25 protein-coding genes are annotated in these 26,337 nt (G+C 36.9%); 19 read left to right on the plus strand and 6 right to left on the minus strand.

Features of this window, described 5'->3' with window-relative positions:
* The first annotated feature begins 1 nt into the window (after nucleotide 1).
* Together wecB and tagD are read left to right on the plus strand one after the other, a co-directional pair.
* Complete coding sequence (gene wecB / locus ACVWM0_RS02335) at nucleotides 2-1,144, plus strand: non-hydrolyzing UDP-N-acetylglucosamine 2-epimerase (protein ID WP_476473044.1); 1,143 nt, start codon at nucleotides 2-4, stop codon at nucleotides 1,142-1,144.
* Nucleotides 1,145-1,209: 65 nt separating this feature from the next.
* Complete coding sequence (tagD, locus tag ACVWM0_RS02340; RefSeq protein WP_476473045.1) at nucleotides 1,210-1,635, plus strand: glycerol-3-phosphate cytidylyltransferase; 426 nt, start codon at nucleotides 1,210-1,212, stop codon at nucleotides 1,633-1,635.
* 59 nt (nucleotides 1,636-1,694) lie between these two features.
* Here tagD and ACVWM0_RS02345 read toward each other — a convergent pair whose 3' ends face one another.
* From ACVWM0_RS02345 to ACVWM0_RS02360, 4 genes are all read right to left on the minus strand, one after another.
* Nucleotides 1,695-2,255, minus strand: a complete 561-nt coding sequence (locus ACVWM0_RS02345) for a GH25 family lysozyme (protein ID WP_476473046.1) — start codon at nucleotides 2,253-2,255, stop codon at nucleotides 1,695-1,697.
* Between the two features lie 62 nt (nucleotides 2,256-2,317).
* Nucleotides 2,318-2,530 (minus strand): DUF2922 domain-containing protein, encoded by a 213-nt coding sequence (locus ACVWM0_RS02350; RefSeq protein ID WP_476473047.1) that lies wholly within the window; start codon nucleotides 2,528-2,530, stop codon nucleotides 2,318-2,320.
* A gap of 33 nt (nucleotides 2,531-2,563) precedes the next feature.
* The gene (locus tag ACVWM0_RS02355) at nucleotides 2,564-2,776 is read right to left on the minus strand and encodes a hypothetical protein (RefSeq protein ID WP_476473048.1); all 213 of its coding nucleotides are present in this window, start codon (nucleotides 2,774-2,776) and stop codon (nucleotides 2,564-2,566) included.
* A gap of 68 nt (nucleotides 2,777-2,844) precedes the next feature.
* Complete coding sequence (locus ACVWM0_RS02360) at nucleotides 2,845-3,363, minus strand: sigma-70 RNA polymerase sigma factor region 4 domain-containing protein (protein ID WP_476473049.1); 519 nt, start codon at nucleotides 3,361-3,363, stop codon at nucleotides 2,845-2,847.
* 361 nt (nucleotides 3,364-3,724) lie between these two features.
* Here ACVWM0_RS02360 and ACVWM0_RS02365 point away from each other — a divergent pair, with 361 nt between their 5' ends.
* From ACVWM0_RS02365 to ntdP, 4 genes are all read left to right on the plus strand, one after another.
* Nucleotides 3,725-4,351 (plus strand): hypothetical protein, encoded by a 627-nt coding sequence (locus ACVWM0_RS02365; RefSeq protein ID WP_476473050.1) that lies wholly within the window; start codon nucleotides 3,725-3,727, stop codon nucleotides 4,349-4,351.
* 65 nt (nucleotides 4,352-4,416) lie between these two features.
* A complete protein-coding gene (recX, locus tag ACVWM0_RS02370; RefSeq protein WP_476473051.1) occupies nucleotides 4,417-5,217 on the plus strand; it encodes a recombination regulator RecX in 801 nt (266 codons plus the stop codon).
* Nucleotides 5,210-6,382, plus strand: a complete 1,173-nt coding sequence (gene mutY / locus ACVWM0_RS02375) for an A/G-specific adenine glycosylase (protein WP_476473052.1) — start codon at nucleotides 5,210-5,212, stop codon at nucleotides 6,380-6,382. Before recX ends, mutY begins: the two co-directional genes overlap by 8 nt.
* A 104-nt stretch (nucleotides 6,383-6,486) precedes the next feature.
* Nucleotides 6,487-7,020, plus strand: coding sequence for a nucleoside tri-diphosphate phosphatase (ntdP, locus tag ACVWM0_RS02380; protein ID WP_476473053.1), 534 nt, complete (start codon nucleotides 6,487-6,489; stop codon nucleotides 7,018-7,020).
* A 69-nt stretch (nucleotides 7,021-7,089) separates the two neighbouring features.
* Here ntdP and ACVWM0_RS02385 read toward each other — a convergent pair whose 3' ends face one another.
* Entirely contained in the window at nucleotides 7,090-7,524 is a 435-nt protein-coding gene (locus ACVWM0_RS02385) for a GNAT family N-acetyltransferase (RefSeq protein ID WP_476473054.1), read from the minus strand.
* 136 nt (nucleotides 7,525-7,660) lie between these two features.
* On the opposite strand from ACVWM0_RS02385, the gene ACVWM0_RS02390 reads away from it, so the two are divergent.
* The 7 genes from ACVWM0_RS02390 to ACVWM0_RS02420 all read left to right on the plus strand — a co-directional run bounded on the left by ACVWM0_RS02390 (nucleotide 7,661) and on the right by ACVWM0_RS02420 (nucleotide 19,767).
* Nucleotides 7,661-8,791 (plus strand): AI-2E family transporter, encoded by a 1,131-nt coding sequence (locus ACVWM0_RS02390; protein WP_476473055.1) that lies wholly within the window; start codon nucleotides 7,661-7,663, stop codon nucleotides 8,789-8,791.
* Between the two features lie 88 nt (nucleotides 8,792-8,879).
* Nucleotides 8,880-10,253 carry a hemolysin family protein gene (locus ACVWM0_RS02395; protein WP_476473056.1) on the plus strand — a complete coding sequence of 458 codons (1,374 nt, stop codon included), beginning with the start codon at nucleotides 8,880-8,882 and terminating at the stop codon, nucleotides 10,251-10,253.
* Between the two features lie 304 nt (nucleotides 10,254-10,557).
* Nucleotides 10,558-14,619: a CDP-glycerol glycerophosphotransferase family protein gene (locus ACVWM0_RS02400; protein ID WP_476473642.1), complete on the plus strand. Its 4,062-nt coding sequence runs from the start codon at nucleotides 10,558-10,560 to the stop codon at nucleotides 14,617-14,619.
* 264 nt (nucleotides 14,620-14,883) lie between these two features.
* Nucleotides 14,884-16,464, plus strand: coding sequence for a peptide chain release factor 3 (locus tag ACVWM0_RS02405; RefSeq protein ID WP_476473057.1), 1,581 nt, complete (start codon nucleotides 14,884-14,886; stop codon nucleotides 16,462-16,464).
* A gap of 147 nt (nucleotides 16,465-16,611) precedes the next feature.
* Entirely contained in the window at nucleotides 16,612-17,550 is a 939-nt protein-coding gene (locus tag ACVWM0_RS02410; protein ID WP_476473058.1) for a glycosyltransferase family 2 protein, read from the plus strand.
* 8 nt (nucleotides 17,551-17,558) lie between these two features.
* The gene (locus tag ACVWM0_RS02415) at nucleotides 17,559-17,951 is read left to right on the plus strand and encodes a GtrA family protein (protein ID WP_476473643.1); all 393 of its coding nucleotides are present in this window, start codon (nucleotides 17,559-17,561) and stop codon (nucleotides 17,949-17,951) included.
* Between the two features lie 22 nt (nucleotides 17,952-17,973).
* Nucleotides 17,974-19,767 carry a hypothetical protein gene (locus ACVWM0_RS02420; protein WP_476473059.1) on the plus strand — a complete coding sequence of 598 codons (1,794 nt, stop codon included), beginning with the start codon at nucleotides 17,974-17,976 and terminating at the stop codon, nucleotides 19,765-19,767.
* A 76-nt stretch (nucleotides 19,768-19,843) separates the two neighbouring features.
* On the opposite strand, the gene ACVWM0_RS02425 is transcribed toward ACVWM0_RS02420, so the two are convergent.
* Nucleotides 19,844-20,146 carry a DUF1827 family protein gene (locus ACVWM0_RS02425; protein ID WP_476473060.1) on the minus strand — a complete coding sequence of 101 codons (303 nt, stop codon included), beginning with the start codon at nucleotides 20,144-20,146 and terminating at the stop codon, nucleotides 19,844-19,846.
* Nucleotides 20,147-20,499: 353 nt separating this feature from the next.
* On the opposite strand from ACVWM0_RS02425, the gene ACVWM0_RS02430 reads away from it, so the two are divergent.
* From ACVWM0_RS02430 to ACVWM0_RS02455, 6 genes are all read left to right on the plus strand, one after another.
* Nucleotides 20,500-20,694 (plus strand): hypothetical protein, encoded by a 195-nt coding sequence (locus ACVWM0_RS02430; protein WP_476473061.1) that lies wholly within the window; start codon nucleotides 20,500-20,502, stop codon nucleotides 20,692-20,694.
* 167 nt (nucleotides 20,695-20,861) lie between these two features.
* On the plus strand, nucleotides 20,862-21,128 hold the full coding sequence (locus tag ACVWM0_RS02435; protein ID WP_476473062.1) for a phosphocarrier protein HPr: 267 nt from the start codon (nucleotides 20,862-20,864) through the stop codon (nucleotides 21,126-21,128).
* Nucleotides 21,128-22,849: a phosphoenolpyruvate--protein phosphotransferase gene (ptsP, locus tag ACVWM0_RS02440; protein WP_476473063.1), complete on the plus strand. Its 1,722-nt coding sequence runs from the start codon at nucleotides 21,128-21,130 to the stop codon at nucleotides 22,847-22,849. Before ACVWM0_RS02435 ends, ptsP begins: the two co-directional genes overlap by 1 nt.
* Nucleotides 22,850-23,023: 174 nt before the next feature.
* Nucleotides 23,024-24,052, plus strand: coding sequence for a glycosyltransferase family 4 protein (locus tag ACVWM0_RS02445; RefSeq protein ID WP_476473064.1), 1,029 nt, complete (start codon nucleotides 23,024-23,026; stop codon nucleotides 24,050-24,052).
* 21 nt (nucleotides 24,053-24,073) lie between these two features.
* On the plus strand, nucleotides 24,074-25,270 hold the full coding sequence (locus tag ACVWM0_RS02450) for a glycosyltransferase family 4 protein (RefSeq protein WP_476473065.1): 1,197 nt from the start codon (nucleotides 24,074-24,076) through the stop codon (nucleotides 25,268-25,270).
* Between the two features lie 11 nt (nucleotides 25,271-25,281).
* Nucleotides 25,282-26,304, plus strand: coding sequence for a lysylphosphatidylglycerol synthase transmembrane domain-containing protein (locus ACVWM0_RS02455; RefSeq protein ID WP_476473066.1), 1,023 nt, complete (start codon nucleotides 25,282-25,284; stop codon nucleotides 26,302-26,304).
* The last annotated feature ends 33 nt before the right edge of the window (nucleotides 26,305-26,337 follow it).

Below are 26,337 nucleotides of genomic sequence, written 5' to 3' on the forward strand. Positions count from 1 at the left end.
AATGAAAAAGATTAAAGTTATGTCGGTGTTTGGTACGAGGCCAGAAGCCATAAAGATGGCTCCTTTGGTTTTAGAGTTAGAGAAACAATCAGATGTCTTTGACTCTACGGTAGTTGTAACAGCTCAACATAGAGAGATGTTGGATCAAGTGCTAGAAATCTTTGATATTGTTCCTGATTATGATTTAGATATCATGAAAAAAAATCAAAGTTTAGCAGACATTACTAGTAATGCTTTACAAAAGCTAGACCCTGTAATGAAAGAAGTTAATCCGGATATTGTTTTAGTTCATGGAGATACGACAACGGCTTATGTAGCGAGTTTAGCTGGTTTTTATAACCAAATTAAGGTGGGGCATGTTGAAGCAGGTCTTAGAACGTGGAATATCTATTCTCCATTTCCTGAAGAAGCTAACCGTCAAATGATTGATGTTGTATCAGAATTATATTTTGCTCCAACTAAGATGAGTCAAGAAAATTTATTGGCGGAGAAGAAAAAATCAGAAGCTATTTTTGTGACAGGTAATACGGTCATTGATGCATTAAAAGAAACGGTTAAATCTGACTATCATCATGAGACATTAGATAAAATCGGTTCGGATGAAAAATTTGTTTTGATGACCATGCATAGACGAGAAAATTTAGGGCAACCAATGAGAGATGTATTTAAAGCAGCAAGAGAAGTTGTTGATATGCACTCTGATTTACATTTAATTTATCCTGTTCATTTAAACCCATTAGTGCAAGAAGCCGCGTCTGATGTATTAGGAAATCATGATAGAATTCATCTGATTCAACCATTAGATGTGATTGATTTTCATAACTTTGCTTCACGTAGTTACTTTATTATGAGTGATTCAGGTGGGATACAAGAGGAAGCACCATCATTTAATGTTCCTGTCTTAGTATTGAGAGATACCACAGAACGTCCAGAAGGTGTTGAAGCAGGGACACTAAAATTAGTTGGAACAGATTATGATACTGTAAAAACTGAGATGCTGAATTTATTAAATGACACATCAGTGTATAAAGTAATGTCAGAAGCTAAAAATCCTTATGGTGATGGATTAGCGAGTGAGCGAATTGCTTATGAAATAGCTAATTATTTTGGTGTTTCAACTGAAGAAGTTGTACCATTTATTTAATTTACCATTTCCATTTTTAGTCTGCTTATGATACCTTATACTTATATACTAACGAGGTGAAAAACATGAGAAAAGTGATTACATACGGAACATTTGATTTACTGCATTACGGCCATATCAACTTATTACGTCGTGCCAAAGAGCAAGGGGATTATCTGATTGTTGTTTTATCTTCTGATGAATTTAATTGGGAAGAGAAGCAAAAGAAATGCTATTTCTCTTACGAAAAACGCAAGATGTTACTTGAAGCGATTCGCTATGTGGACTTGGTTATCCCTGAAACAAACTGGGATCAAAAGATGACAGATATCGATGAGTACAAGGTGGATGTGTTCGTCATGGGGGATGACTGGAAAGGTCAGTTTGACTTTGTGAAGGAAACAGGGGCTGAGGTTGTTTATTTAGAGCGTACGCCTGAGATTTCAACCAGCCAAATCAAGCGTGATTTAAATGCGAAGAATCTCGCACAAAAAGCAGAAGAGACGAAGTAATTCGTTTCTTCTGCTTTTCTTTTTGTCTTATTGAGGTCTGGTTGTCTGTTTAAGGGGTGTTACTTGTTTTTCTTGGCATAGGCCTTCCAGGCGGTTAAGTCGCCGTAGAAGTAACTTTTGTCCACAGGAGAGCTAGTGTATTGCCACATGGCATAATGTGGCCAGTAGCGTAGGTTGGGAACTTGTGCGCTGTATTTGGCTACCCATAAGCCGTAGTTGTCTGCGATGACGTAGCGCCAATCGACTTCGTTGGCGTCGCTTTCGTTCATGTAGATTAAGGGTCTGACTCCTGTTTCTTTGTAGATGGTTTCTAGGAAGAGTTTGGCTTTTGCCACGCCTTGTTTGCCGTAGCCTTCGTAATCTAGAACGAGGATGGCTTCTCCGATGTAGCCTTTGATGTTCTGTAAGAAGAAGTGGGCCTGATCCACCACGTCTGATTGGTCTAAGAAATGATAGATGCCGTAAGGTTTGCCTAGTTTTTTGGCTTGTTGGACAAAAGGATCACAGGCTTTGTCCACAAAATAAGTGCCTTCTGTGGCTTTGAAGATGTAGGCATCCGCTGGGACTTGGGTAAGGGATGTTCCGGCTTGGTGATTGGATAGGTCGATAACGTGTAGCATAGGGATGTCCTCCTTTAGATGAGACAAAAGAGAGAGGAAATGGCCCTCTCTTTGTCTAGTGGCTAGAATAAGTCTGTGACCGTTGTTTCTGTGTATTTGGCAGAGTGTGCTTTGACGTATAAGGGTTCGTCTTCTTTGGAGAAGATGTTGATTTCTGTGATTTTTTCCATGACCTCTTTGACTTCTGTGCCTGTTAGGTCTTGGCGGGCTACTTTGGGTTTGATTGAGGCTTTTTTTCCGTTATCGCTTAAGAATGTCATTGTCAATTGTTTCATGGTGTGTTCCTCCTTTTAGTTGTGTAGGGCTTTTTAGTCTAAGATATAGGTATTGCGTTCGATGGTTGTCGCTGTGATAAGGGATTCGTTCTTAGGTGCGATTGTTGCCATTAATTGACTGAAAGTAACAATGTCTTCGTCAGAGGCGTCGTGGTCCATGTTAGCAAGTAATTGCTTACGAGGAGATGCGTCACCTACTGCTGCGTAGCATAGTTCTAATTTTCGGTTTTCAAAGATGGGTTCCATGTTGAGTCACGTCCTTTATTTTATTTGGTAAGTTGCGCGCCTTACACTACTAGTAACGAAATGAGAGGCTATTTTGACAACCTGTTTGTTAACATTTGTTGGTATTTTTTTTGAATCTGTTGTCGCCACCTTGCTACGGCTTGTTTGGAGACGTGGCATCTTGTGGCAATGGTGGTGAGATTGTCTCCATAAGAGAAGGCATAATACAGACAGGCGGTCTCTTGTGGTGTGAGTAAGGGTAAGAGTTCTTCTATTTCTAGTGCCACATCCATCTCTTCGCTAAAATCTGTTGCGACGGGTAATTGGCTAATGAGGGTGTCTTCTTCTGTGTCTGGTATGGCCCGTTCCCTTTGTTTGTATTCTTTTCTCAGTTCATCTGTGATGGTCCAACAGATTTTTTGGAAGACAAAGGGTGGGAAGGTATCCATGTCTTTGTCTTGTGAGGTGAAGTCTCGGTGGGTTTCTAGTAAGACAATCCGGCTAATTTGTAAGTAGTCTTCAAAGAAAGGATGATAAGCTGAGACGTGGCACTTCTTGAGTGCGCCGAGTATCAGTGTGTGATGGGTGGTTATGAGTGTGTCTTCCATTAGGTATGTGCTCCTCTAAGTTGTATTAGCCGGCCAGCTACATAGAGCATACAGAGAAGGGGTGACACTCACCCGTACCAAAGAAGCACTGAGGTGTTCAAATACGACATGTTATGTATTGAAAACGCTTTTAAAATAACGGAAATTGTGATAACCTGTTGTTTATGAAACCTAGGTATATTACTTTACTAATTTGAGGGAGAGATGAATCATGGCATTTATGATAAAACAAACGGAGCAATTCGAAACACTAATAAGAGAACAGGCGTTAACGTTGGAAGCTTTAGCGCTGGCGTGTCTGGATTGCAGTGTTCACAAACGTAATGCCGAGATTACCTCTGACGTGTATTTGGTGATTGATTTGTCCAGATACGACACAGAGCATAAGACGCTCATCCTATCTCGAGGTCACTTGCCTGTTGTCACGGACAAAACAACGCTTGAACTAAAAAAAGCAAGTCTCGCTCCTTACGAAGAAGTCAATAAGATTGCGCAAGACACCTTTACCGATTACTATGGCAATCACAAAAAAGCCCCAAGCTTCAATGCTGATAATCTATTCCTCCCTCTAGAAGGCGACATCAGAAAAACCTCTTCTTATCTTAATTTGGCTATGATCGACACTGTGGGTCAAACCAAACAACATGACCCCATCATCTCTTTTTGTAATGGCTTAGAAGTCATCCTCCCGTTTACTTACCGCTGCATCAAGGACAACTGCGAAAATGCCTTGACCTTCTATCTTCAATACCATGTCACCTTATCTCATAAAACCCCTCTTTCCGTGCATCACATACCAGGCATTGCTAATTGGTCGGGGAAATATGCCCGCCAACACCCAGAAATATTGCAGTTTGTCTTGAAACATCACGACAGTGTTCGCTCGACGCGGATTAGACATAAGACCATTTTGACCATTCGTCTGCGTGGCAGTCACATAGAGATGAGTCAAGAAGAGGTGGATGAGTACATGGATATCATGGTCTAGGTGGATATTTAGAGTTGATTCCTTGAATGTGTTATAGTGAGATAACGTAAAAGAGGGTGAAACCAATGGAAAAAATAAAAAGCATACGAAAATTAAAGAACAATCAATATAATATTACGACAGAGTCTGGGATTAAGTTTAGAGCGTCAGAGGATTCTTTGGTGAAGCATCGCTTACTCAAAGGGCAAGAGGTGACAGAGGCGTTACTAGAGGAAGTGAGACGTGAGTCGGAGCTTCATATTGGTTATCAGCTGGCACTTAATTATTTGAATTACCAGTTGCGCTCTGAAAAAGAAATTAAAGATCATTTGAAGAAAAAAGAGATATCTGAGGAGAGCATTCAGTACACCATGGAGCGTTTAGTGAGCTTAGGTTTGGTGAATGACCGGGTCTATGCGGAGAGTTATGTGCGAACCATGATTAGAACTTCTGACAAAGGGCCTAGCGTAGTGAAACAGCAACTAAAAAAACGAGGCATTGAGGAAGAAGATATTCTGGCCGCCTTGACTTTATACAGTGTGGAAGACCAAGAAGAGCTTGCTTTAAAACAAGCCGAAAAAGCCATTAGAAAGTATCGACAACAAAGCCATCATGAGCAATTGTCTAAGACCAGACAGCTGTTGTTTACGAAAGGCTATTCTTCTGAGGTGATTCAGTTAGTCATGGGTCAACTAGAAGTGGAGAAGGATCAGGAAGAAGAAGAGGACTTATTAGCCAAGCAAGGGGATAAGTTATGGCAACGTCATAGACGCCTAGAGCCCTTCAAGCGCAAACAAAAAATCAAGCAATCCCTGTACCAAAAAGGGTTTAACTTTGATGATATCAATCACTATTTAGAAGAGAAAGAGTTAGAAGAGAATGAGTAAGAGAGACAAAAAAGAAGCCTTAGCTCCCGCTTTACTGGACTGGTATGACAAAGAAAAGCGGTTGTTGCCTTGGCGTGAGAACACAGACCCCTATAGAATTTGGGTCTCTGAGATTATGTTGCAACAAACTCAAGTGGTCACCGTGATTCCCTACTTTCACCGGTTCATGGACTGGTTCCCAACCATTCAAGACTTGGCTGACGCTGAGGAAGATAAGTTACTAAAGGCTTGGGAGGGCTTGGGGTATTATTCCCGTGTACGGAACATGCAGATAGCTGCTCAAGACATTGTGGCTCGTTTTGATGGGCAGATGCCTGGAAATTTGGCGGACATCATGAGTCTAAAAGGAATTGGGCCTTATACAGGTGGAGCGATTGGAAGCATTGCTTTTGAGTTACCTGTGCCTGCGGTGGACGGCAATGTGATGCGTGTCTATAGTAGACTGTACCAAATAACTGACGACATAGGTAAGGCCAAGACGCGGAAAGTCTTTGAAGAGAAAGTCACAGAAACCATCTCAAAACCCCGTCCTGGGGATTACAATCAAGCGTTGATGGATCTCGGTTCTCGTATTTGTACGCCTACCTCACCTGACTGTGCTCAGTGTCCTTTGGCGAAGTATTGCGATAGTTACGAGGCTGGAGACATGACGAGTTACCCTGTGAAAGCCAAAAAAGTGAAAAGCGTTCCTTTGTATTATGTTGGTATGGCCATTCAAAATGCTGAGGGGGCTTATTTGATTGAGAAGCGTCCAGATAAAGGGTTGTTGGCTAAGATGTGGACGTTCCCTATGTTTGAAGTGAGCTCTAAGGAGTACGAGAAGATGAAACAGGAGTGGGTGGCCTATGAGTCAGATAAGGCAGAAGCCAATCTGTTTGCCGTGGCAGAGAGCCCAGAGGTGTTTTCAGAGACGGCCTTTGTTGACCGTTTGTCTGTGGAACAAGAGGCTCCTATTTGGCAAAAACAACCCTTAGGAGAAATCACGCATGTTTTTAGTCACCGAAAATGGCATTTATTGCTTGCTTACGGTAGAGAGGGAGACGCTCGAGTTATGGAGACAGATGAGAACCGTGAATGGGTGCTACCAAAAGACTTCAAAGACTATGTGTTCCCTAAACCGCAACAAAAGATGGTAGAAGTATTACTGAAAGATAATAAGAAATAGTGCTCATAAAAGGTTATTTATGATATAATATTCTTGGATATCGGTGTAATGAAACACCCTAGTAAATAATTGGTTTTAAGAGAACCAAAGAAAGTAGGGTCAGGATGCGTGTACCAAAAGAGGGAGAGTTTATAACAATCCAAAGTTACAAGCATGACGGCAGTTTACATCGTACTTGGCGAGATACTATGGTCTTGAAGACAAGTGAGTGCTCGATTATTGGTATCAATGATCACACCTTAGTCACTGAGTCTGACGGAAGACGATGGGTCACGCGAGAACCAGCTATTGTGTATTTTCATACAAAATACTGGTTCAATATAATTGCTATGATACGGGAAAAAGGGGTTTCCTATTATTGTAACCTGGCATCACCTTTTATTCTTGACGAGGAGGCTCTAAAGTATATTGATTATGATTTGGATATCAAGGTTTTTCCTGATGGGGAGAAACGGTTACTAGACGTGGACGAGTACGAAGACCACCGACAAGCAATGGCATACCCAAATGAGATTGATATTGTATTAAAAGAGCATGTCAAAATATTGGTAGACTGGATCAATAATGGTAAAGGACCTTTTTCTGATGAGTATGTTCAGATTTGGTATGAGCGTTATCGACAATTATCAAGGAACTAAGACTACTGCTGTTGTGTCATCGTATAATAAAAAACACGTTACTCGTTTTATGAGTGACGTGTTTTTTGTTTAGATGGTTTTAAGCATGTCGTAGTGCCAAATACCAGCGTCTAGGTATTCTTCACCAAAGGCTTTGTATCCTAGTTGTTCATAGAAGCCTAAAGCGTGAGTTTGCGCGCCAAGCTTTAGTTCGCTAAAGCCCATCTCTTTGGCTGCGGTTTCCATGTGGGTAATGAGTTGTTGTCCGATATGTTGACCGCGGTAGTCTTTTAAGACGGCGACACGTTGTACGTAGGCACGTTTGTCTGTTTTTGGGAACAGTCGGGCTGTCGCTATCGGTGTCTTTTGTTGGTATACTATGAAGTGAGTACAGGGCTCTTCGTCTAGGACTTCTTCTTCAATGCTTACCTGTTGTTCTTGGACGAAGACCGTCATGCGAATATCAAGTGAGTCCTTGTAAGTATCGCTAGCTAAATCTGTTGTCTGTTGGATAGTAAGGGTCATACTGCTCCTCCTTTAGTCTGATTTTTGTGTAAATAATAAAAAATAAAAGCTATTTTAAATTAAATATATTATACTATAGGTTGAAAAAAATAAAAAATAAAGTCATAGATGAGAGTCAGAAAAAGGAGGAAAACACATGTTTGAGAAGATGCGACAGTCTAAGTTGATGTTTTGGTCTGTGGAGTTACTAGTGATTGCTACGCTGTTTTTGGTAGGAACAAAAATTAATTTCTTATTCAAGCCGATAGGGACGTTGTTTACAACTCTTTTTGCCCCGGTGATTATTTCAGGGTTTTTGTTTTATAGTGTGAACCCTGTGGTAAAGTTCTTGGAGAAAAAAGGGGTCAATAAAACCTTAGCAGTGAGTTTGGTCATGCTGTTATTAGTGGGTGTGATTGTGGTGGCAGTAGTATCAGTTATCCCGACGATGGTAGATCAAATTGCCGTATTAATGAAGAAAGCACCTAGCTTCATGAAGGACTTGGAGAACTGGGCGAATGAGTTATCGAAGCACCCGTCGTTACAAAACATAGATTTCCAGAGTTACTTGGATAAGTGGAATGTGTCCATGGGAGGTTTGGCTAAGTCAACCTTGAATGGATTAGGTTCGGGGATTGGTTCGGTGATGAGTTCTGTTGCTGGGATTGCGATGATTGTGGTTACTGTGCCTTTCATGTTGTTCTATATGTTAAAGGACGGTCACCGTTTCATTCCAGCGATTGAGCGCTATTTCCCTGAGAACCATAAAGAAGAGATGGTGTCAGGTCTTAGTAAAATGAGTCGCACGATTTCTAAATACATTAGTGGTCAGATGATTGAGTGTCTCTTTGTTGCTGTTGGGACTTCTGTTGGGTACATGATTATTGGTGTGGATTATGCCGTGTTGTTCGGTGTGATTGCTGGATTAACTAACATGATTCCTTATATTGGGCCTTATATCGGGTTAGCTCCGGCTGTGATCGTGACGGTCTTTACAGATCCTTGGAAAGCCGTACTTGCTTGTGTGGTGGTACTTATTGTGCAACAAATTGATGGCAACATTGTCTATCCAAACGTGATTGGTAAGAGTCTGGATATCCACCCATTAACGATTATTATTATCTTGTTAGTGGCAGGGAACATTGCAGGGCTTTTAGGGATGATTCTTGGTGTCCCATTCTATGCGGTGTGTAAAACGATCTTCACGCATATTTTTGAGATTGTGCAGTCAAAGAAGAAAAAGGAACAAGGGCAGTTGCCTCCTACACTAGAGGAGACCTCTGAGTAATATATATTGAAAACGACGGTTATTTGTGATAACATAAATGCCGTAATTGTAAAAAAAGAAACATACTATGTTAGGAGAGAACAAGCTTATGAACGCTGACCCCGAGAGTCAGTCTTTACTTATTAATATCATTGTGTTGGTTGTGTTAACGTTATTGAATGCCTTTTTTGCTTCGGCAGAAATTGCTGTGGTATCGGTGAACCGAAATCGGTTAGAAACAAAGGCGGAAGATGGGGACAAAACCTCAGTCAAACTGCTAAATCTTATTGCAGATTCAAGTAACTTTTTATCAACGATTCAAATTGGTATTACATTAGTTAATATTTTAGCCGGTGCGTCTTTGGCCAATTCTTTTGCTAAAAAATTAGCACCATTGTTTGGAGATGTGGCTTGGGCGAAACAAGCGTCCCAGGTGATTATTTTAATTTTATTAACGTACATTTCCATTGTATTTGGGGAATTATACCCGAAACGTATTGCTTTAAACAAACCGGAAGAAGTGGCTAAATTTGTAATGGGACCGATTAAAGTGCTTGGTTTTGTGATGAAACCTTTTGTGTGGTTACTATCTAGTTCCACCAATTTACTTAGTCGATTAACCCCGATGACTTTTGATGATGAGACAGAAAAGATGACTCGTGAAGAGATGGCTTACATGTTAACGAATGAAGGTGTTTTAGATTCTGATGAACTGGAGATGGTTCAGGGGATTTTTGATTTAGATACAACCCTTGCTCGTGAAGTGATGGTGCCTCGTACGGAAGCTTTTATGATAGACATTCATGATTCTGCGATTGAAAACGTGGATAAGGTGTTGTCTAATAATTTCTCTAGAATACCTGTGTATGATGACGATAAAGACCGCATCATTGGGATTCTACATTTAAAAAACTTGTTAAAAGAAGCCAGAGTTAAAGGCTTTGATAACCTTAATTTATTAGAGGTGATTCATGAACCCTTGTTTGTTCCTGAAACCATCTTTATTGATGATTTATTATTAGAATTAAAGAAATCACAAAACCATATGGCGATTTTGTTAGATGAGTATGGTGGTGTGGTTGGTCTAGTAACCTTTGAGGATTTACTGGAAGAAATTGTTGGTGAGATTGATGATGAGTCCGATGAGACCTCGTTGGATGAGTTGTACACCAAAGTTGGTGAGAATGAATACATTATTCAAGCTCGTATGGCCATAGATGATTTTAACGCAAAATTTGGTAAGTCTTTGGATATGAGTGATGTGGACACGATGGCTGGGTATTTGATTACGGCTCTTGGTGTCATTCCTGAAGAGGAAGAAGAGTTATCCATTGATGTGGATAACATGACACTGACGACCTTCAAAGCAGAAGGCACGCGTTTACTTGAAATTAAAGTAACCATTCACCCAGTAGAAGATGAACCAGAAGATGAAAAATATCACCGTTTACGTAATTTAACGGACAGAGATGAAGAAAAGTAGATAAACAGGATAGTTATAATAAAAAAGAGTAGAGAAATCTACTCTTTTTTATTATATATAAATCATTCCTTTTATTAAGAGAGAGTGATGTCTGTATTTATTAAAAATTATCTCGTAAATCATTAGCATATCTTTTCTAATTATGTATAGAATATTAAGATACAAACGAGTATAATTAATAATATTATGATTTAAAATAGGAAAGGAATGTAAGTAGTTGAAACCAAACATTATAAAAAAGGTATACAAAAAAATAAGGAAAAGCCAATATTATTTTCCTACCATGAAACGTTTATATACATTGATGAGAATTATTTTGCCAATAAATCCTAAACTTATAGTCTTTGAAAGTAACGTCGGCAAGAGTATAGGGGATAGCCCTAAAAATATCTACGATCAGTTGCAATTACTAGAGGCAGATTATAAATATGTTTGGATATGTAATAATTCTAATATTGATTTGGGGAAAAATACAAAAGTAGTTAGTCGATTGGGAATAAAATATTATTATTATTTATCTCGATCTAGGTATTGGGTAAATAATCAAAATTTTCCTTCTTATTTGGTCAAACCAAAAGGAACTACTTATCTTCAGACATGGCATGGGACGCCGCTAAAGAGAATGCAAAATGACCTAGATGTAGTCATAGGGAGAAATGCTACTTATTTAGACCGTGTTAATTTTGCTTCATCTCAGTGGGATTACTTAGTATCTCCTAGTAGTTATGCGAGTGAAAAATTCAAAACAGCATTTAATTTTAACAATCAGATGTTAGAAGTAGGGTACCCAAGGAATGATGTTTTTTATAGTGATGATGATTATCAGGAAGCGATAAAAAAAATAACGAGACATCGTTTGGGATTAAAAGATGATCCTAGAAAAATCATATTATATGCACCAACGTTCAGAGATGATTCGTTAAATAATTTTGATTTGACATTAGACTTGGCTCAATTTGTAAATGAGTTATCAGATGACTATGTATTATTGATACGAGGGCATTTGGCTACTAGCCCTAAAATGTCTAACTTAAATGAGTTTAAAAAAGATATCATTGATGTTTCTAACTATCCAGACATTCAAGAATTATTTTTGATATCAGATGCTTGTATTACAGATTATTCTTCTGTGATGTTTGATTTTGCTCATACAAGAAGACCTTTGCTATTTTTTGTCTATGATTTAGATCATTACAAAGATAACTTGAGAGGTTTTTATATTGATTTTATATCAGAGGCACCAGGACCGTTATCTAAAACGACGGAAGAATTGATTCAACATATTAAAGACTTAGGTAATGCGTCATATGATGCTAAGTACCAAGATTTTTATGACAAATATTGTTACTTAGAAGATGGTACATCTGCTAAGAAAGTAGTAGAAGAAGTATTTAGTCTTGTGACACAAGAAGATACAAGAAGACAACCGGATTACGTTACTACTAAAATAGCCAATGACCTTCGTGTTATCATCAACGAAAAGAGTATTGAAATGACAGAGGCTGATCAAGGGTGTTATCTTAAATTTCATGACAATACTGATGTTATCTATCTAGGTAACAGTTTAGAAAAGGTGAAAATAAATGCTCAAAATGGCGTATTTTTTATTTCTGAGACAATATTTCAAGATTGGTTGGAATTGCCAGAGAGCTTTTTGTTATATGATGAGTCAAATAACCCCCTTCAAATTTTTAAATTAACCGGTTCAGGGCTTTGTTTGTTAACGATTCATGACCAACCCTATGTTTTATACAAGAATGAACTTAATCAGCTTGTAATTGAAAAAAGAGAAAACATAAATGCTAAAGGGTATTACTATAATGATAAAATAAAATCTATGACCGTCCATGACTATAAGGTAACGTTGGAGCTCGAGATATCTAGTACCGTAGTACCACTAGCTGATGGTGAGTTAGTAATAACAACAGAAGATGATGCTAGAGTGATGTCCATCCAAGGTGAGGTACTAAAAAAAGAAACAACCAAAAGAGGGATATATAAAGCTACTTACTACTTTGAATTCGATTTGGAAGAGGTGAGCACCAATGCCAAGGAGCGTAGTGTCACCGTTTTTAAATTAAGATTTGAAGGTTCTTTAAACGAAAGAATAAATGTGTCCTTTAGTATCCCAGTAAATTACGTGGAAGAGCCAAAGTCTTTTAAAATAGATAAAGCGGATAATAGGTTAGGATTTATTCAATATTATTGTAAGAAACAACAATTTTATTTTAAAACAGTTACCATAACACGAGAAGATTACATCGCTAATATAGTAACACCTTCTTTTAATAGTAAGAGTTATCTAGCCAACAAAAAAATAGAGGATATGGATAGTCTATCTGAATCAGATCTTTTCTTTTATAAGTTTAATCACTTACATTTAGAGAGAGTTGAATCAGAAGATATTAAGGTGACAACGACCAATGATGGCTTTTTATTAGCAACTAATAGGCTTTTTAAAGAATTATATGTTACAGACGGACGCAAGAAACATCTTCTTAAAAAGAAAGATAATCTGTTCTTTTTATCTATTCGAGATGTCAATCGTATCTTATTGAAAAATGGCTCTTTAAAAATTGTAGATGAAGAGAACAACAGAATAGCTATTGATAATTACCACCATCTCGTTTTTGATGGTCCATCGACCGTTAAGAAAGGGTTAAAAACTTATTATTTATATAAGAGCGTTGATAACTTTTTACGTGTCAGCAAGAATGTGCCGCCATACTATAAAAGTTATTACAGTAACCATACTACAGATGGTATTTTTTCAAACGCTGAGACTTTAAGTATTTACTTGACGATTCGCACAAGTACATTTGCGGTTAGTGAAGTCACAGGTAAAATCAAGCTAAGAGGAGAATCACAATATTGTTTAACAAACAGCAAAGTAGTTAAAATAACTAATTTAGACAATGGTTACTATGAATCTCAAGTTAAATTAGATTTTTCATCTGATGCTATTTACCAAATTGTAAAAACGAAAGAAAGTAAAATATATAGTTATGATATTTTTGATTTTCAGTTTTCCTTTAATTTAGAGGGGCATAACATTGTGTGTCCATTTATCAATATTCTATATGGCGATACGGTAAATGACACAGTGACATTGGATTTAGATTCAGAAAATAAAATGGTGGTTTTCTTGTATCCAACAATTATTGGCCAACGTCTAGCCTCTAAAATTACACTTATTGAAGATGATGTGTATTCATACTATGAATCAATTTTAGAGGGGAATTTTTCTCCTAAATATCAAGATAAGAAACCCTTAGTTTTAGTATCTGAGTATCCCCATAAGGCTCAAGACACAGGACTTGCGTACTTTAAGTATTTAGTTGACCATCATTCAGATGAATTCCGTGTTTTTTATATCATAAGTGAGATATCAAAGGACTTAGATAATTTGAAAGGTTACGAAGAGCATATCGTTTGGTACCGCTCTAAAGAGCATGTCCAATTATTCTTTGAAGCAGATATTATTGCAAGTAGTCATGGTACTAATTATTTGTGTCCCGTGGTAGATACATTTTGTCAAAATGAGCTGCAGAGCAAGTACCGAGTGTTTTTACAACATGGAATTTTAGGCGTGAGGGACATGTCTAATCTCTATGGTAAGAAGAAGGATAGTCCTTTTACTAATCTTTTTGTGACAAGTTCTTATCGCGAAAGAGACTTGGTTGTGCGAGATTTTGGTTATGATGAAGAGGAAGTTGTCGTATCAGGTTTACCTAGATTTGATAGGCTGTTTTCAAATATGGACAACATTGGTACAAAACAAATAAAAAAAATTGTTATCATGCCATCGTGGAGAGAAGGTTTGAATAATAAAGACCCTGAAGATTTTGTGAAGAGTCAATTCTACCATGTTTTCCAGAGCTTGATTAATAATCCGAAGCTAAAAGACTTAGTTGATACACATCATTTTGATATTGGTTTTTATCTCCATACCAATTTCCAAAAATTTTCCGACTGCTTTGAGTCTGATTTTGTTACCATTATTAAAGAAGGCAGTAAGACAGTACAGGATTATTTAATTGAGTCAGATGTATTGATTACGGATTATTCCAGTGTAGGTCTGGATTTTGCTATTATGGAAAAACCAATTATTTACTATCAATTTGATACGTCTATTAAGAATAAGACGGGAGATTTAACGTATAATTTTTTCCCTGGAGAAATCATCCGAACTGAATCAGAATTAATTGCTGAGCTAACTTATTTAATAGAAAACCCTGGTATGAGAGACAATCATAAAAATAAGTTAGATAATCTTTATACTCATAGGGATAATAAAGCCAATGATCGCATTTATGAAGCGATGCGTGTTGGGTATGAGTCATCCTTAATCGATAGCATCGATTAACAGCATTATTTGGATAATAAATAAAGGTTGATTATAGCAATAAAGATTTCTAAGAGAGCCACGTAGCTTTGAATTCTTTATTGCTTTTCTGTTGTTGTAAACTTGATAAACATAGCAGATAAAAGCAGACAACCATAGAGATAGTTAATGTGTGTACTGTGTGGAAAAGGAACCATTTCCTAAACTAGAATAAGCATGATATACTGAGTCTTAGTTTAAGTAGACAAGGTAATATAACAATATAAAAGAATTAAGGAGTTACTTATGGAATTTAATCAACAACAAGAAGTAGATAGACGTCGCACCTTTGCCATTATTTCCCATCCGGATGCTGGTAAAACAACAATCACTGAACAATTATTATTATTTGGTGGAGCTATTCGTAATGCGGGTACCGTAAAGGGTAAAAAAACCGGTAATTACGCTAAGTCAGATTGGATGGAAATTGAGAAACAAAGAGGGATTTCTGTAACAAGTTCTGTGATGCAATTTGATTACGATGATAAACGCATCAATATTCTAGATACACCAGGGCATGAGGATTTCTCTGAAGATACGTATCGTACGTTAATGGCAGTGGATAGCGCGGTCATGGTTATTGACAGTGCCAAAGGGATTGAAGCACAAACGAAGAAATTATTCCAAGTGTGTCGCATGCGCGGGATTCCCATTTTTACTTTCATTAACAAGCTAGACCGTGATGGACGTGAACCTTTAGAATTATTAGAAGAATTAGAAGAAGTATTAGAGATTGAATCGTACCCAATGAACTGGCCAATTGGCATGGGTAAAGGCTTTGAAGGATTGTATGATATTTACAATAACCGTGTGGAGATTTACCGTCCAGATCGTTATGATGGCAATCGTTTCTTACCATTAGACGAAGACCGTGATTTAGTGGATAAATCTCACCCAATCAAACAACTATCTATTTTTGACCAAGTCAAAGATGATGTGGAGTTATTGGTAGAAGCTGGGAATGAATTCTCTGAAGAACGCATTGCTAAGGGAGAATTAACACCGGTCTTCTTTGGTTCAGCTTTAACGAACTTCGGGGTACAAACATTCTTAGAAACCTTCTTACAATTTGCACCAAAACCTTCGACAAACGAAACAAAAGACGGGGAAATTGTGAGTCCTTATAACGATGAGTTCTCTGGTTTTATCTTTAAGATTCAAGCTAACATGAACCCAGCCCACCGTGACCGTATTGCTTTTGTCCGTATTTGTTCAGGTGAATTTAAAAAAGGCATGGACGTTAAGTTAAGCCGAGACGACAAAAAAATTAAATTAAACAATTCGACTCAGTTTATGGCTGATTCTCGTGAAACCGTTGAAACTGCTGTGGCGGGAGATATTATTGGGTTGTATGACACAGGAACCTATCAAATTGGTGACACACTTTATACTGGAAAAGAGAAGGTAGACTTTGAAGCTTTACCATCATTTACACCAGAATTATTCATGCGTGTTACAGCCAAAAACGTGATGAAACAAAAGTCCTTCTACAAAGGCTTGTATCAGTTAGTCCAAGAAGGGGCGATTCAGTTATACAAAACGTATCTAACAGAGGACTTCATTATTGGTGCCGTTGGACAATTACAGTTTGAGGTATTCAAACACCGTATGCAAAACGAGTACCACACAGAAGTTATTATGGAACAAATGGGAACAAAAATTGCTCGCTGGATTGATCCAGAGCAATTGGATGAAAAAATGAGTTCAAGCCGTAACATTTTGGCTAAAGACCGTTTTGACCAACCCCTATTCTTATTTGAAAACCAATTTGCGATGCGTTGGTTTGCAGATAAATACCCTGAGGTTGAACTGAAGACGTTGTTATAATATAATAGGCCTCTTTTTATCGAACATGATAAAAGAGGCTTATTATGCAGTAAGAGTCGTAGAAATTCTTTGTCATTATATTATTAATGGGATTTTTCTGAGAAAAATGAAGGTTCTTAAGATAAGGAAAGAGAAAAGGTGAGTTTCGTGAAGAATGTTATTGGAATAATTGTACCATGTTTCAATGAGCAAGATACAATTGAGAGTTACTTGAGAGAAATGAAAAAGATAGAATATATCTCAACAGATATTGAGTATCATTATCTATTTATTAATGATGGATCATCAGATAATACACTCGATGTATTAAAGAAGTATTCAAACCAATTTGATAATGTGGATTATCTATCATTTTCAAGGAATTTTGGTAAAGAAGCAGCGATGTATGCTGGACTACAACATTGTAAAGGTGATTATATAGCAGTAATGGATGTGGATTTACAAGATCCACCAGAATTGTTACCTCAGATGTATGCCTTGCTTCAAGAAAAAGGAGTAGACTGTGTCGGTACAAGAAGAGTGACAAGAACAGGGGAACCAAAGATACGTTCTTTTTTTGCTGAGGCGTTTTATAAGATTATCAATAAAATGTCAGAGACAGAGATTGTTGCTGGTGCAAGAGATTATCGTTTAATGAGTAGACAAATGGTGGAAGCTATTTTAGAAATGAAAGAGTACAATCGTTTTTCTAAAGGGATTTTTAGTTGGGTTGGTTTTGATACGTATTACTTGGAGTTTGACAATGTTGAAAGAACGGAAGGAGAAACATCGTGGTCATTCTGGGGATTATTTAAGTATTCTATGGATGGTATTATCTCCTTCTCAGAATTCCCTCTGATTATCTCTACTATCATAGGTTTAACCTCGTTTCTCTGTGCTATATTGGCGTTAATATTTATTGTTATCAGAACCTTAGTGTATCAAGATCCTACATCAGGGTGGCCTTCTTTAGTGTGTATTATATTGGCATTAGGAGGTTTACAGCTTTTTTGTATTGGTATCCTTGGACAGTATCTAGGTAAGACATTTTTAGAAGTAAAGCAAAGACCTATTTACTTAATTAAAGAAAAAAGCGAAGGATTGTAGGCACTATGATGAATAAATATAAAGATAATGAAGTGATCCTTTACTTGGTTGTCGGTGTACTTACAACAATAATTAATATCCTCAGTTTTTTCTTATTTGAAACCATATTTCATATATATTATGTTTACTCTAATGTGTTAGCTTGGGCTCTAGCTGTTTTATTTTCGTACTTTGCTAGTAGAAAATATGTTTTTAATCAGGCAAGTAACCAAGATAATCATATCAAAAGTTTTGTTTTGTTTGTTTCAATGAGATTACTTACGTTAGTGTTAGAGATAGCTTTTTTATTTGTATTGATTGATGTGTTTTCTATTAACATACTAGTATCAAAGGTAGCTACTAATGTCATCGTCTTGGTGCTTAATTATTTATTTAGTAAGTATCTGATATTTAAAAATTAGTTGATAGGGGGAAGAGGAGTTAATGAAAGAGAATGTAAGTAAAGGTAGACATTTACTGTCACTTGTATTTATAGTTAGTGCTGCGATTTTTATATTATTACCACAGATATACACGAAATCAATACCACTTGGCTCAGATGTTATTTTCCATTATAATCGTTTTTATGATGTCATGAAGCAAATAGATAATCAAACATTTAATTATTATCAATCACTGTATGGCTTTGAAGGTAGTGGTAGGATAGTGAATGCCTTGTATGGGTATGATCTTGCTTTTTTTCACGGTGTTTTACTGTACGTAACTAAGTCATGGTTGAAGTTCCAGTTGATATCTTCCTTTTTAAGTTTGGTGATAGCAGGGACAAGTTCATACGTTTTAGGAATAAAAAGTGAGTTAAAACCAGTCTATGCTACTATTTTTAGTATCATGTACATGTCATCAGCTAGTGTTATGTATTATGCTTCTATTGAAGGTTTTTCTGGATGGGGCTCTGCGCTTCTTCCATTAATATTTATTCCTGCAGTGAGAGCAGTTACGAATGAAGAGGAGCCTATTAAACCACTGTATTTTGCCTTGGCGGTTAGCGCGTTACTTAATTCACATTTGTTAACAGCTTTAATAGGTGTTATTGCGATTATACCTTTCTTTTTAAAAAGTTTTATACACACTAAAATGAAAGTTCAGTGGATGGTTAATGCAATGTTATCAGTATTATTAACGATTTTGTTTTCTTTAAATACATTGGTTTCATATTTAGAGGTAACGAGAAGTAATCACTTGCTGAGACCTTTTATCCCAACGTTTATGATGAAAGATTCTTTAAGGTTAAATTTAACTACTGAGAATTCAAATAGAAACCTAGGATTAGTGTTTACGTGCTTATTTATGTTTAGTTTGGTTTACATTATAACTAACTGGAAAGAAACAAAGGGATTAGACAAGACGATTGCTCTAACAGGAGGCACTTTTTTATTAGTATCTAGTACCATTTTTCCATGGGATATTATCGTCTATGTTATTCCTGCGTTAACCATACTACAATTTCCATTTAGATTGGCTGTGGTGTCTTACGTACTATTAACTCTTTTATTTATGAGACTCTTGCAGAGTGGTTTAAGTAAAACGCAACTGAATGTAGAGAAGATAGGGATGTCTCTGATGATCACTGTGATGTTCTTGGCATTAACTTCAGCTAATTTGATTATGCTAGATAATGCGTTTAAATGGAAAGATAATCCGTTAGCAACGGGGGGCAATAAGTTATATATCAAGAATGTTGAAGACCCAGCGGTAACGGTTAGAAAAAATTTCAGAAACAAGGATTTATCTTTAGCTTTAGAAACAATCAAAAAAGGAACATCAGATTATTTACCATTAAATAGAGAAGTCACACTTAGAAATAGTGCTGACTTTGAAGCACTGTCACCTTACAAAACGTATAGTGAGCAAATTATAGAAAATCAAAAAGGAATTACTAGAACTATTTTAGATGATGGAACAATAGAGTTGAAATGGACAACTGAAAAGCGTCGCGAGATGTTGCTACCAATTATAGCGTATAAACATAGCGTGGTTACTTTTAATGATCAATTAGTACCATCAGATCAAATAAAAACAAGCCTTATTGGGGCTCTTATGTTGGATTCACCAGAAGGAGAGAATAAATTAGTTGTAGGATATCAACCGATATTTAATATTAAAACAATATTGATAATTAAAATAGGAAGTCTTTTCTTAGCCTTTCTTTGGATTATTGTTTCACGTATTGTTTACTCCCGTAAAAAAAGGGACAAACAATTAGTTAATTCTATATAAAAAACAACCTTTTGTTTATAAACAAAAGGTTGTTTTTTATTTTATCTCTCATAAGAGGATGAAAACTAGAATGAGCCTACTCTTCTTCCACATTAGGTGTTGGTGTAATGGAAATTTCAACAACGCCTTCGGTACGTGTGAAGTTTAAATCTGGATCTGTTGCGTCTCTATCCATTAACTCGCTTAAAACATACTTAACTTCAGCTTCTTTGACCTCACGTGTTTTGTTAACCAAAACAACTTCTATGTGTGCATTAGCAATACTGTGTAATACAAGTGTTTTACCTAGTGAATAAACTTTAACATATATAGCATCTGTGTTCTCTAATTGTCTAGAAACTAATGTAGAATAACTATTGGTAACATCAATCAGTTTCATTTTCCTCACCCATTAAGTAATCAAAAGATTATGCTTTCTTTGATTTCATTATAGCATATATTAGACAAAAAATAGTCTAAAGAGTCAAAATTAGAGAATATAAGGAAGCTTTCCTTTTAATGGCTTTTGTTTATTTAGGAAGATTTATGTTGAAAAGTTTTACATAGCGCTTTCTAACAGATGTTGTATAAATTATGTTATATAATAGTCGTTTACTTTCTTTATGAAAACTTAAAAAAATGACATTTTTAGGTTTTTGTCTGTTGTGTGACAAAAAGAATAGTCATTTTAATACTACTTTTGTTGTAATGATGGTAAAATGAAAGGGTAAGATAGAAGGGTGTGTCAAAACGATGACAGAAGATTTTTTTGCAACGGAGATCGAAAAAGTGTTGAATGATGAACAAGAAAAGCTCATCGTTCAGAAGGAAGATTTTTTCGTTTTTAGAAAGGTTTGGTTAAATCATCCGAAAAAGGATTTTTTGGAAGGAGAAGCTGGACTCAAAGGGATTATTACGTATCGTAAAGTGGATGATACCAAAGCATAGGCGGAATGAAAGAGAATGATAATTTATGTGAAAAAAGTTGTAAGCAAACTTAAAACATGGTATTCTTTATCATTGTAAGGGTCATTATAAACGACGACAAACTTCAGTTCTGTTTTACGTTTTGTATGCCTATCAAATTAACTCACACATAAAGGAGAACGATAATTATGGAAAAAAGAGATTTTCATGTAGTAGCAGAGACAGGGATTCATGCAAGACCAGCAACACTATTGGTTCAAACTGCTAGCAAATTTAGTTCAGATATTAACTTAGAGTATAAAGGTAAATCAGTTAATCTTAAATCAATTATGGGCGTTATGTCTTTAGGTGTTGGTCAAGGAGCTGACGTTGTTATTTCAGCAGAAGGTGCAGACGAAGCGGATGCTATCAACGCGATTGCAGAAACGATGAAAAAAGAAGGTTTGTCTGAATAATGACTAAACAATTGAAAGGTATTGCCGTAAGTGATGGGATTGCAGTTGCAAAAGCATATCTTTTAGTTGAGCCAGATTTATCATTTGAAAAACGTTCAATAGACAATGTTGATCAAGAGGTGGCTCGTCTTTCTGATGCTTTAGAAAAATCAACAGCAGATTTACAAAAAATTCGTGATCGTGCAGCAACAACTTTGGGTGAAGAAGAAGCTCAAGTATTTGATGCACATTTGATGGTATTGTCAGATCCTGAATTGATTGGGGCTGTTGAAAGTAACATTAAAGAAAGTAATGTTAATGCTGAATCAGCATTAAAAGAAGTAACAGATATGTTTATTGGCATGTTTGAAGGCATGGTGGATAACCCATACATGCAAGAACGTGCCGCAGATATTCGTGACGTAACAAAACGTATTATGAGTCACTTATTAGGCGTTAAATTACCTGACTTAACAATGATTAACGAAGAAGTTATCATTATTGCAGAAGATTTAACACCAAGTGATACTGCCCAATTAGATCGTAATTTTGTCCGTGCCTTTGTAACAAACATTGGTGGACGTACGTCTCATTCGGCAATCATGGCTCGTTCTCTAGAAATTCCAGCTGTTGTTGGAACGAAAGAAATCACTGCCTTTGTTTCTGAAGGCGATGTATTAGCTGTAGATGGTAGCACAGGTGAGGTTATTGTGAATCCTAGCGAGGAACAAATCACTGATTTTAATAACAAAGCGACGGCTTTTGCTGAATTAAAAGCGGAGTGGGATAAATTAAAAGATGCTAAAACAGAAACAGCTGATGGTAAACATTTTGAGTTGGCAGGTAACATTGGTACACCAAAAGATTTAGATGGTGTATTAAATCATGGTGGTGAAGCGATTGGTTTATACCGTACAGAGTTCTTGTACATGGATTCACCAGACTTCCCAACTGAACAAGAACAATACGAAGCATACAAAGCTGTTTTAGAAGGAATGGACGGCAAACCTGTGGTAGTTCGTACGATGGATATTGGTGGGGATAAAGAATTACCTTACCTTAAATTACCAGAAGAGATGAACCCATTCTTAGGTTACCGCGCTATCCGTGTTTGTTTAGCTGAAGATGCGATGTTCCGTACACAATTACGTGCTTTATTACGTTCATCTGTACATGGTAACTTACGTATTATGTTCCCGATGATTGCTACATTACAAGAATTCAGAGATGCTAAAGCAATGTTAGATGAAGAAAAAGCAAAATTAGTTGAAGAGGGTGTGGCGGTTTCTGAAGATATCCAAGTGGGTATCATGATTGAAATCCCTGCAGCAGCAGTGATTGCTGACCGCTTTGCTAAGGAAGTTGATTTCTTCAGTATTGGAACAAACGACTTAATTCAATACACAATGGCTTCAGATCGTATGAACGAACGCGTTTCTTACTTATACCAACCATATAACCCAGCGATTTTACGTTTAGTTAAAAACGTGATCGATGCAGCGCATGCTGAGGGCAAATGGGCAGGTATGTGTGGAGAGATGGCTGGGGATCAAACGGCTGTTCCATTATTAGTTGGTTTAGGTTTAGATGAGTTTTCAATGAGTGCGACAAGCATTTTAAGAACACGTAGCTTAATGAAACGTTTAGATTCAACTAAGATGGAAGAACTAGCTAATAAAGCAATTACTGAATGCGATACAGCAGAAGAAGTTGTGGCTTTAGTTAATTCTTACACTAATTAATGATAAGTTAACCACGATTTTTATCTTTTGATAAAAATCGTGGTTTTTTTAGTGTTTTTCATGTTACAATATAAGATAGCTTATTTTTTGACAAGGTCAAATTATGATATACTATTGAGTAAGAAACAAGACGACGTAGACAATGCGAATGCAGACTAATGAGGAGTGGAATTGGTGCTAAAAATAAATATGTTTTCTTCTGCTGATAAGGTAAAAGGCCAAGGCGTGGGGAGTGCTTACTTAGAGTTAATTAAAATGTTAAAGACGTACCATAAAGATACTTTTGATATTAAGATTAATTCTTACACGAAAGCAGATATCTCTCATTACCATACAGTGGATCCCTTCTTTTATGTGTCTACTTTTTTTAAGAAGAGAAGAGGGACGACGATTGGTTACGTCCATTTTTTACCAGAAACGTTAGAAGGCAGTTTGAATCTGTTTAAACCCTTTCAACGGATATTTAATTGGTATTTGCTTAGCTTTTACAGAAGGATGGATCAGCTAGTCGTAGTGAATCCAACCTTTATACCTAAATTAGAAGCGATTGGTGTTCCAAGAGACCGCATTGAATTTATTCCTAATTTTGTGTCTAAAGACGATTTTTATGAAGAAACAAAGGAAACACAAGCGAAGTGGCGTACTGAATATGGGTACAAAAAAGAGGACCTAGTTATTATGGGGGCTGGTCAGATTCAAAAACGCAAAGGTGTGGATGACTTTATACAACTAGCGAAAGATAATCCCGACGTGGCATTTATTTGGGCGGGTGGTTTTTCGTTTGGTAAGATGACAGATGGGTACGAAGAATACCAAGCTGTGTATGATAACCCACCGAAGAATTTGAGGTTTACAGGGATTGTGGACCGCAAAGAGATCATGAGATACTTGAATGTGGCGGATGTGTTCTTTTTACCGTCATACAATGAGTTGTTTCCTATGTGTATTTTAGAGGCGTTTAATTGTGGGACGCCAGTGATGCTTAGAGACTTAGAATTGTATCATTCCATTATTAAAGATCAGTACCTGTCCACAGTAGATATTGAAGGGATGCAGGAACAAATAGAAGACATTCAAAGAAACCCTGAGATACTAGAACGCTACAAAGAAAAATCTCTTGCTTCAGCTAAAGTCTACAGTGAGGAAAGAACTGCAGAGATTTGGTTAGATTACTATACTAAAAGTGCTAAAAATAAAAGGTAGAAAAGTAGGAGGTGAAACGGATTGAAAATTGGTTTTTTTACGGATACTTATTTTCCACAAGTGAGCGGTGTTTCCACATCTATTAGGACTCTGAAACAAGAACTTGAAAAAAGAGGCCATGAGGTGTATATCTTTACGACCACAGATCCTAATGTGAAAGAGTTAGAGCCACATATTATTCGTATGCCAAGCATCCCGTTCATTTCTTTTAAGGAACGTCGTGTAATTGTGAGAGGCGGCGTTTATGCGTATTATATTGCCAAAGAGTTGGAGCTTGATATCATTCATACTCATACTGAGTTTGGGTTAGGATTTCTAGGTAAAATTACAGCAAAATCCCTTGATATCCCCTGTGTTCACACGTATCACACGATGTATGAAGATTACCTTCACTACATTGCGAATGGTAAGTTAGTTAAAACAACTCATGTGAAGCAGTTTTCTAAATTATTTATGGCCAATATGTCTGGTGTGATTTGTCCGAGTCAAAGAGTGGTGGACACGTTGGAACGTTATGGTGTAGAAGAGCCTAAAGAGATTATCCCAACAGGTATTGATATCACCCAGTTCAAACCAACAGATACCACAGTGCTAGAGAAAATTAGGGCAACTTATGGTATTAAGGAAACGGATGTATTTCTGCTATCAGTGAGCCGTATTTCTTATGAAAAAAACATTCATACCTTGTTAAAAGGGATGCCTGACATTGTAGAAGCAATCCCTAATGTTAAGTTCTTAATCGTGGGAGACGGGCCTTATAAAGGTGATTTAGAGGCTCTTGTTGCGGAATTAGCACTAGAAGAATATGTGGTGTTTGCGGGAGAAATTCCTAATCATGAGATCTCTCCTTTTTATCAGGCAGCAGATATTTTTGTGAGTGCGTCGGATTCCGAAACTCAAGGACTCACTTATACAGAAGCCATGGCTTCAAGCACTCAAGTTGTGGCTAAAGGCAATGCTTATTTGGACTCATTGTTTGATGATGTGTCTTTAGGGATGACTTATGAAAAGGATGAGGACTTTGCTGATGCCTTGATTACCTTTGTTGAGACAACCCCTGGTATTAATCAAGAAGTAACACAGCGTAAGTTGTATGGTATTTCCAGTGAAGCTTTCGGTGAGTCAGTGGAATCCTTCTACGAGGACACTTTGCAGTCCTTTGAATGGGAACAATTAAACAAAGAGCAATTAGGCTCAATTAAATTCTTTAAAAAATAGCGAGGTCACGGATGTCAAAAAAAAATATAGTGTATTTATTGATTGCTATTGCTTTAGGAAGTTATGTTATTGGTAAAGAATTAAAAGAGATAAGTCTGGCATCGGTTTATGAGGAGCTGCTTCACATGAACTGGGCTTGGCTTCTTTTTGCTGTTGTCCTGATGTTAGTTCAGTGGGGACTGTCGGCACGGATTACCCAGCTTTTTTTAAAGCGGCGTCATCCTGAATTGCTGTTTCGTGATGTGTATCGTGTGCCTTTGATTGAGCATTTGTTTAATGCCATTACACCGTTTTCCACAGGTGGACAACCGGCTCAGATTATTACGTTAGTAAAAATGAATGTGGATGCAGGTGTTGCGACATCCGCCAGTTTAATGAAATTTGTGGTGTATCAAACCTGGATTGTTTTTAATTTTATTGTGTGTATTATTTTTGGGTACCAGTGGGTATCGGATAATTTTCATAAGTTATCCTATTTGATCTTGTTTAGTTTTGTGATTCATTTTGTGATTGTGTTTGTTTTATTAATGATTATGTACAATTATAGATTCACAGAAACCTTAGCAACGCATGTGTTTAAGGGGTTAGAAAGAGTATCGAAGAATCCGCGTATTACTAAAATAAAAGAGGTAACCTTTGAAAAAATGGCCACTTTTTATGAAGAAAGCCAGCACATGAAGCAACAGAAAAAAGTGATTGCTAAAGCGAGTGTGTTAACGGTACTGCAGTTAATGCTTTATTATTCCGTTCCTTATTTCATTTTGTTGTCCTTAGGCGTAGAAGGCTTGAATTTAGCCCAAATTATGGTGTTTCATGCGTTTATTATTCTCATTATTTCTCTTTTTCCAGTACCAGGTGGGGCAGGCGGGGCTGAATTTAGCTTTAATTTGCTCTTTGGTACGTTTGTGACAACAAAGAGTAAATTGGTGCTAGCGATTCTTTTATGGCGGATTGTCACGTACTATTCAGGTATTATTTTCGGGATGATTGCCTTAGTCATTCCGATGAAAGGAACCAAAGAGAAAAGAGACTAGAGTTTTTCTTTCTTTGTTCACGGAACTTGCTTA

It is taken from the genome of Vagococcus sp. 211 (genome assembly GCF_056322705.1).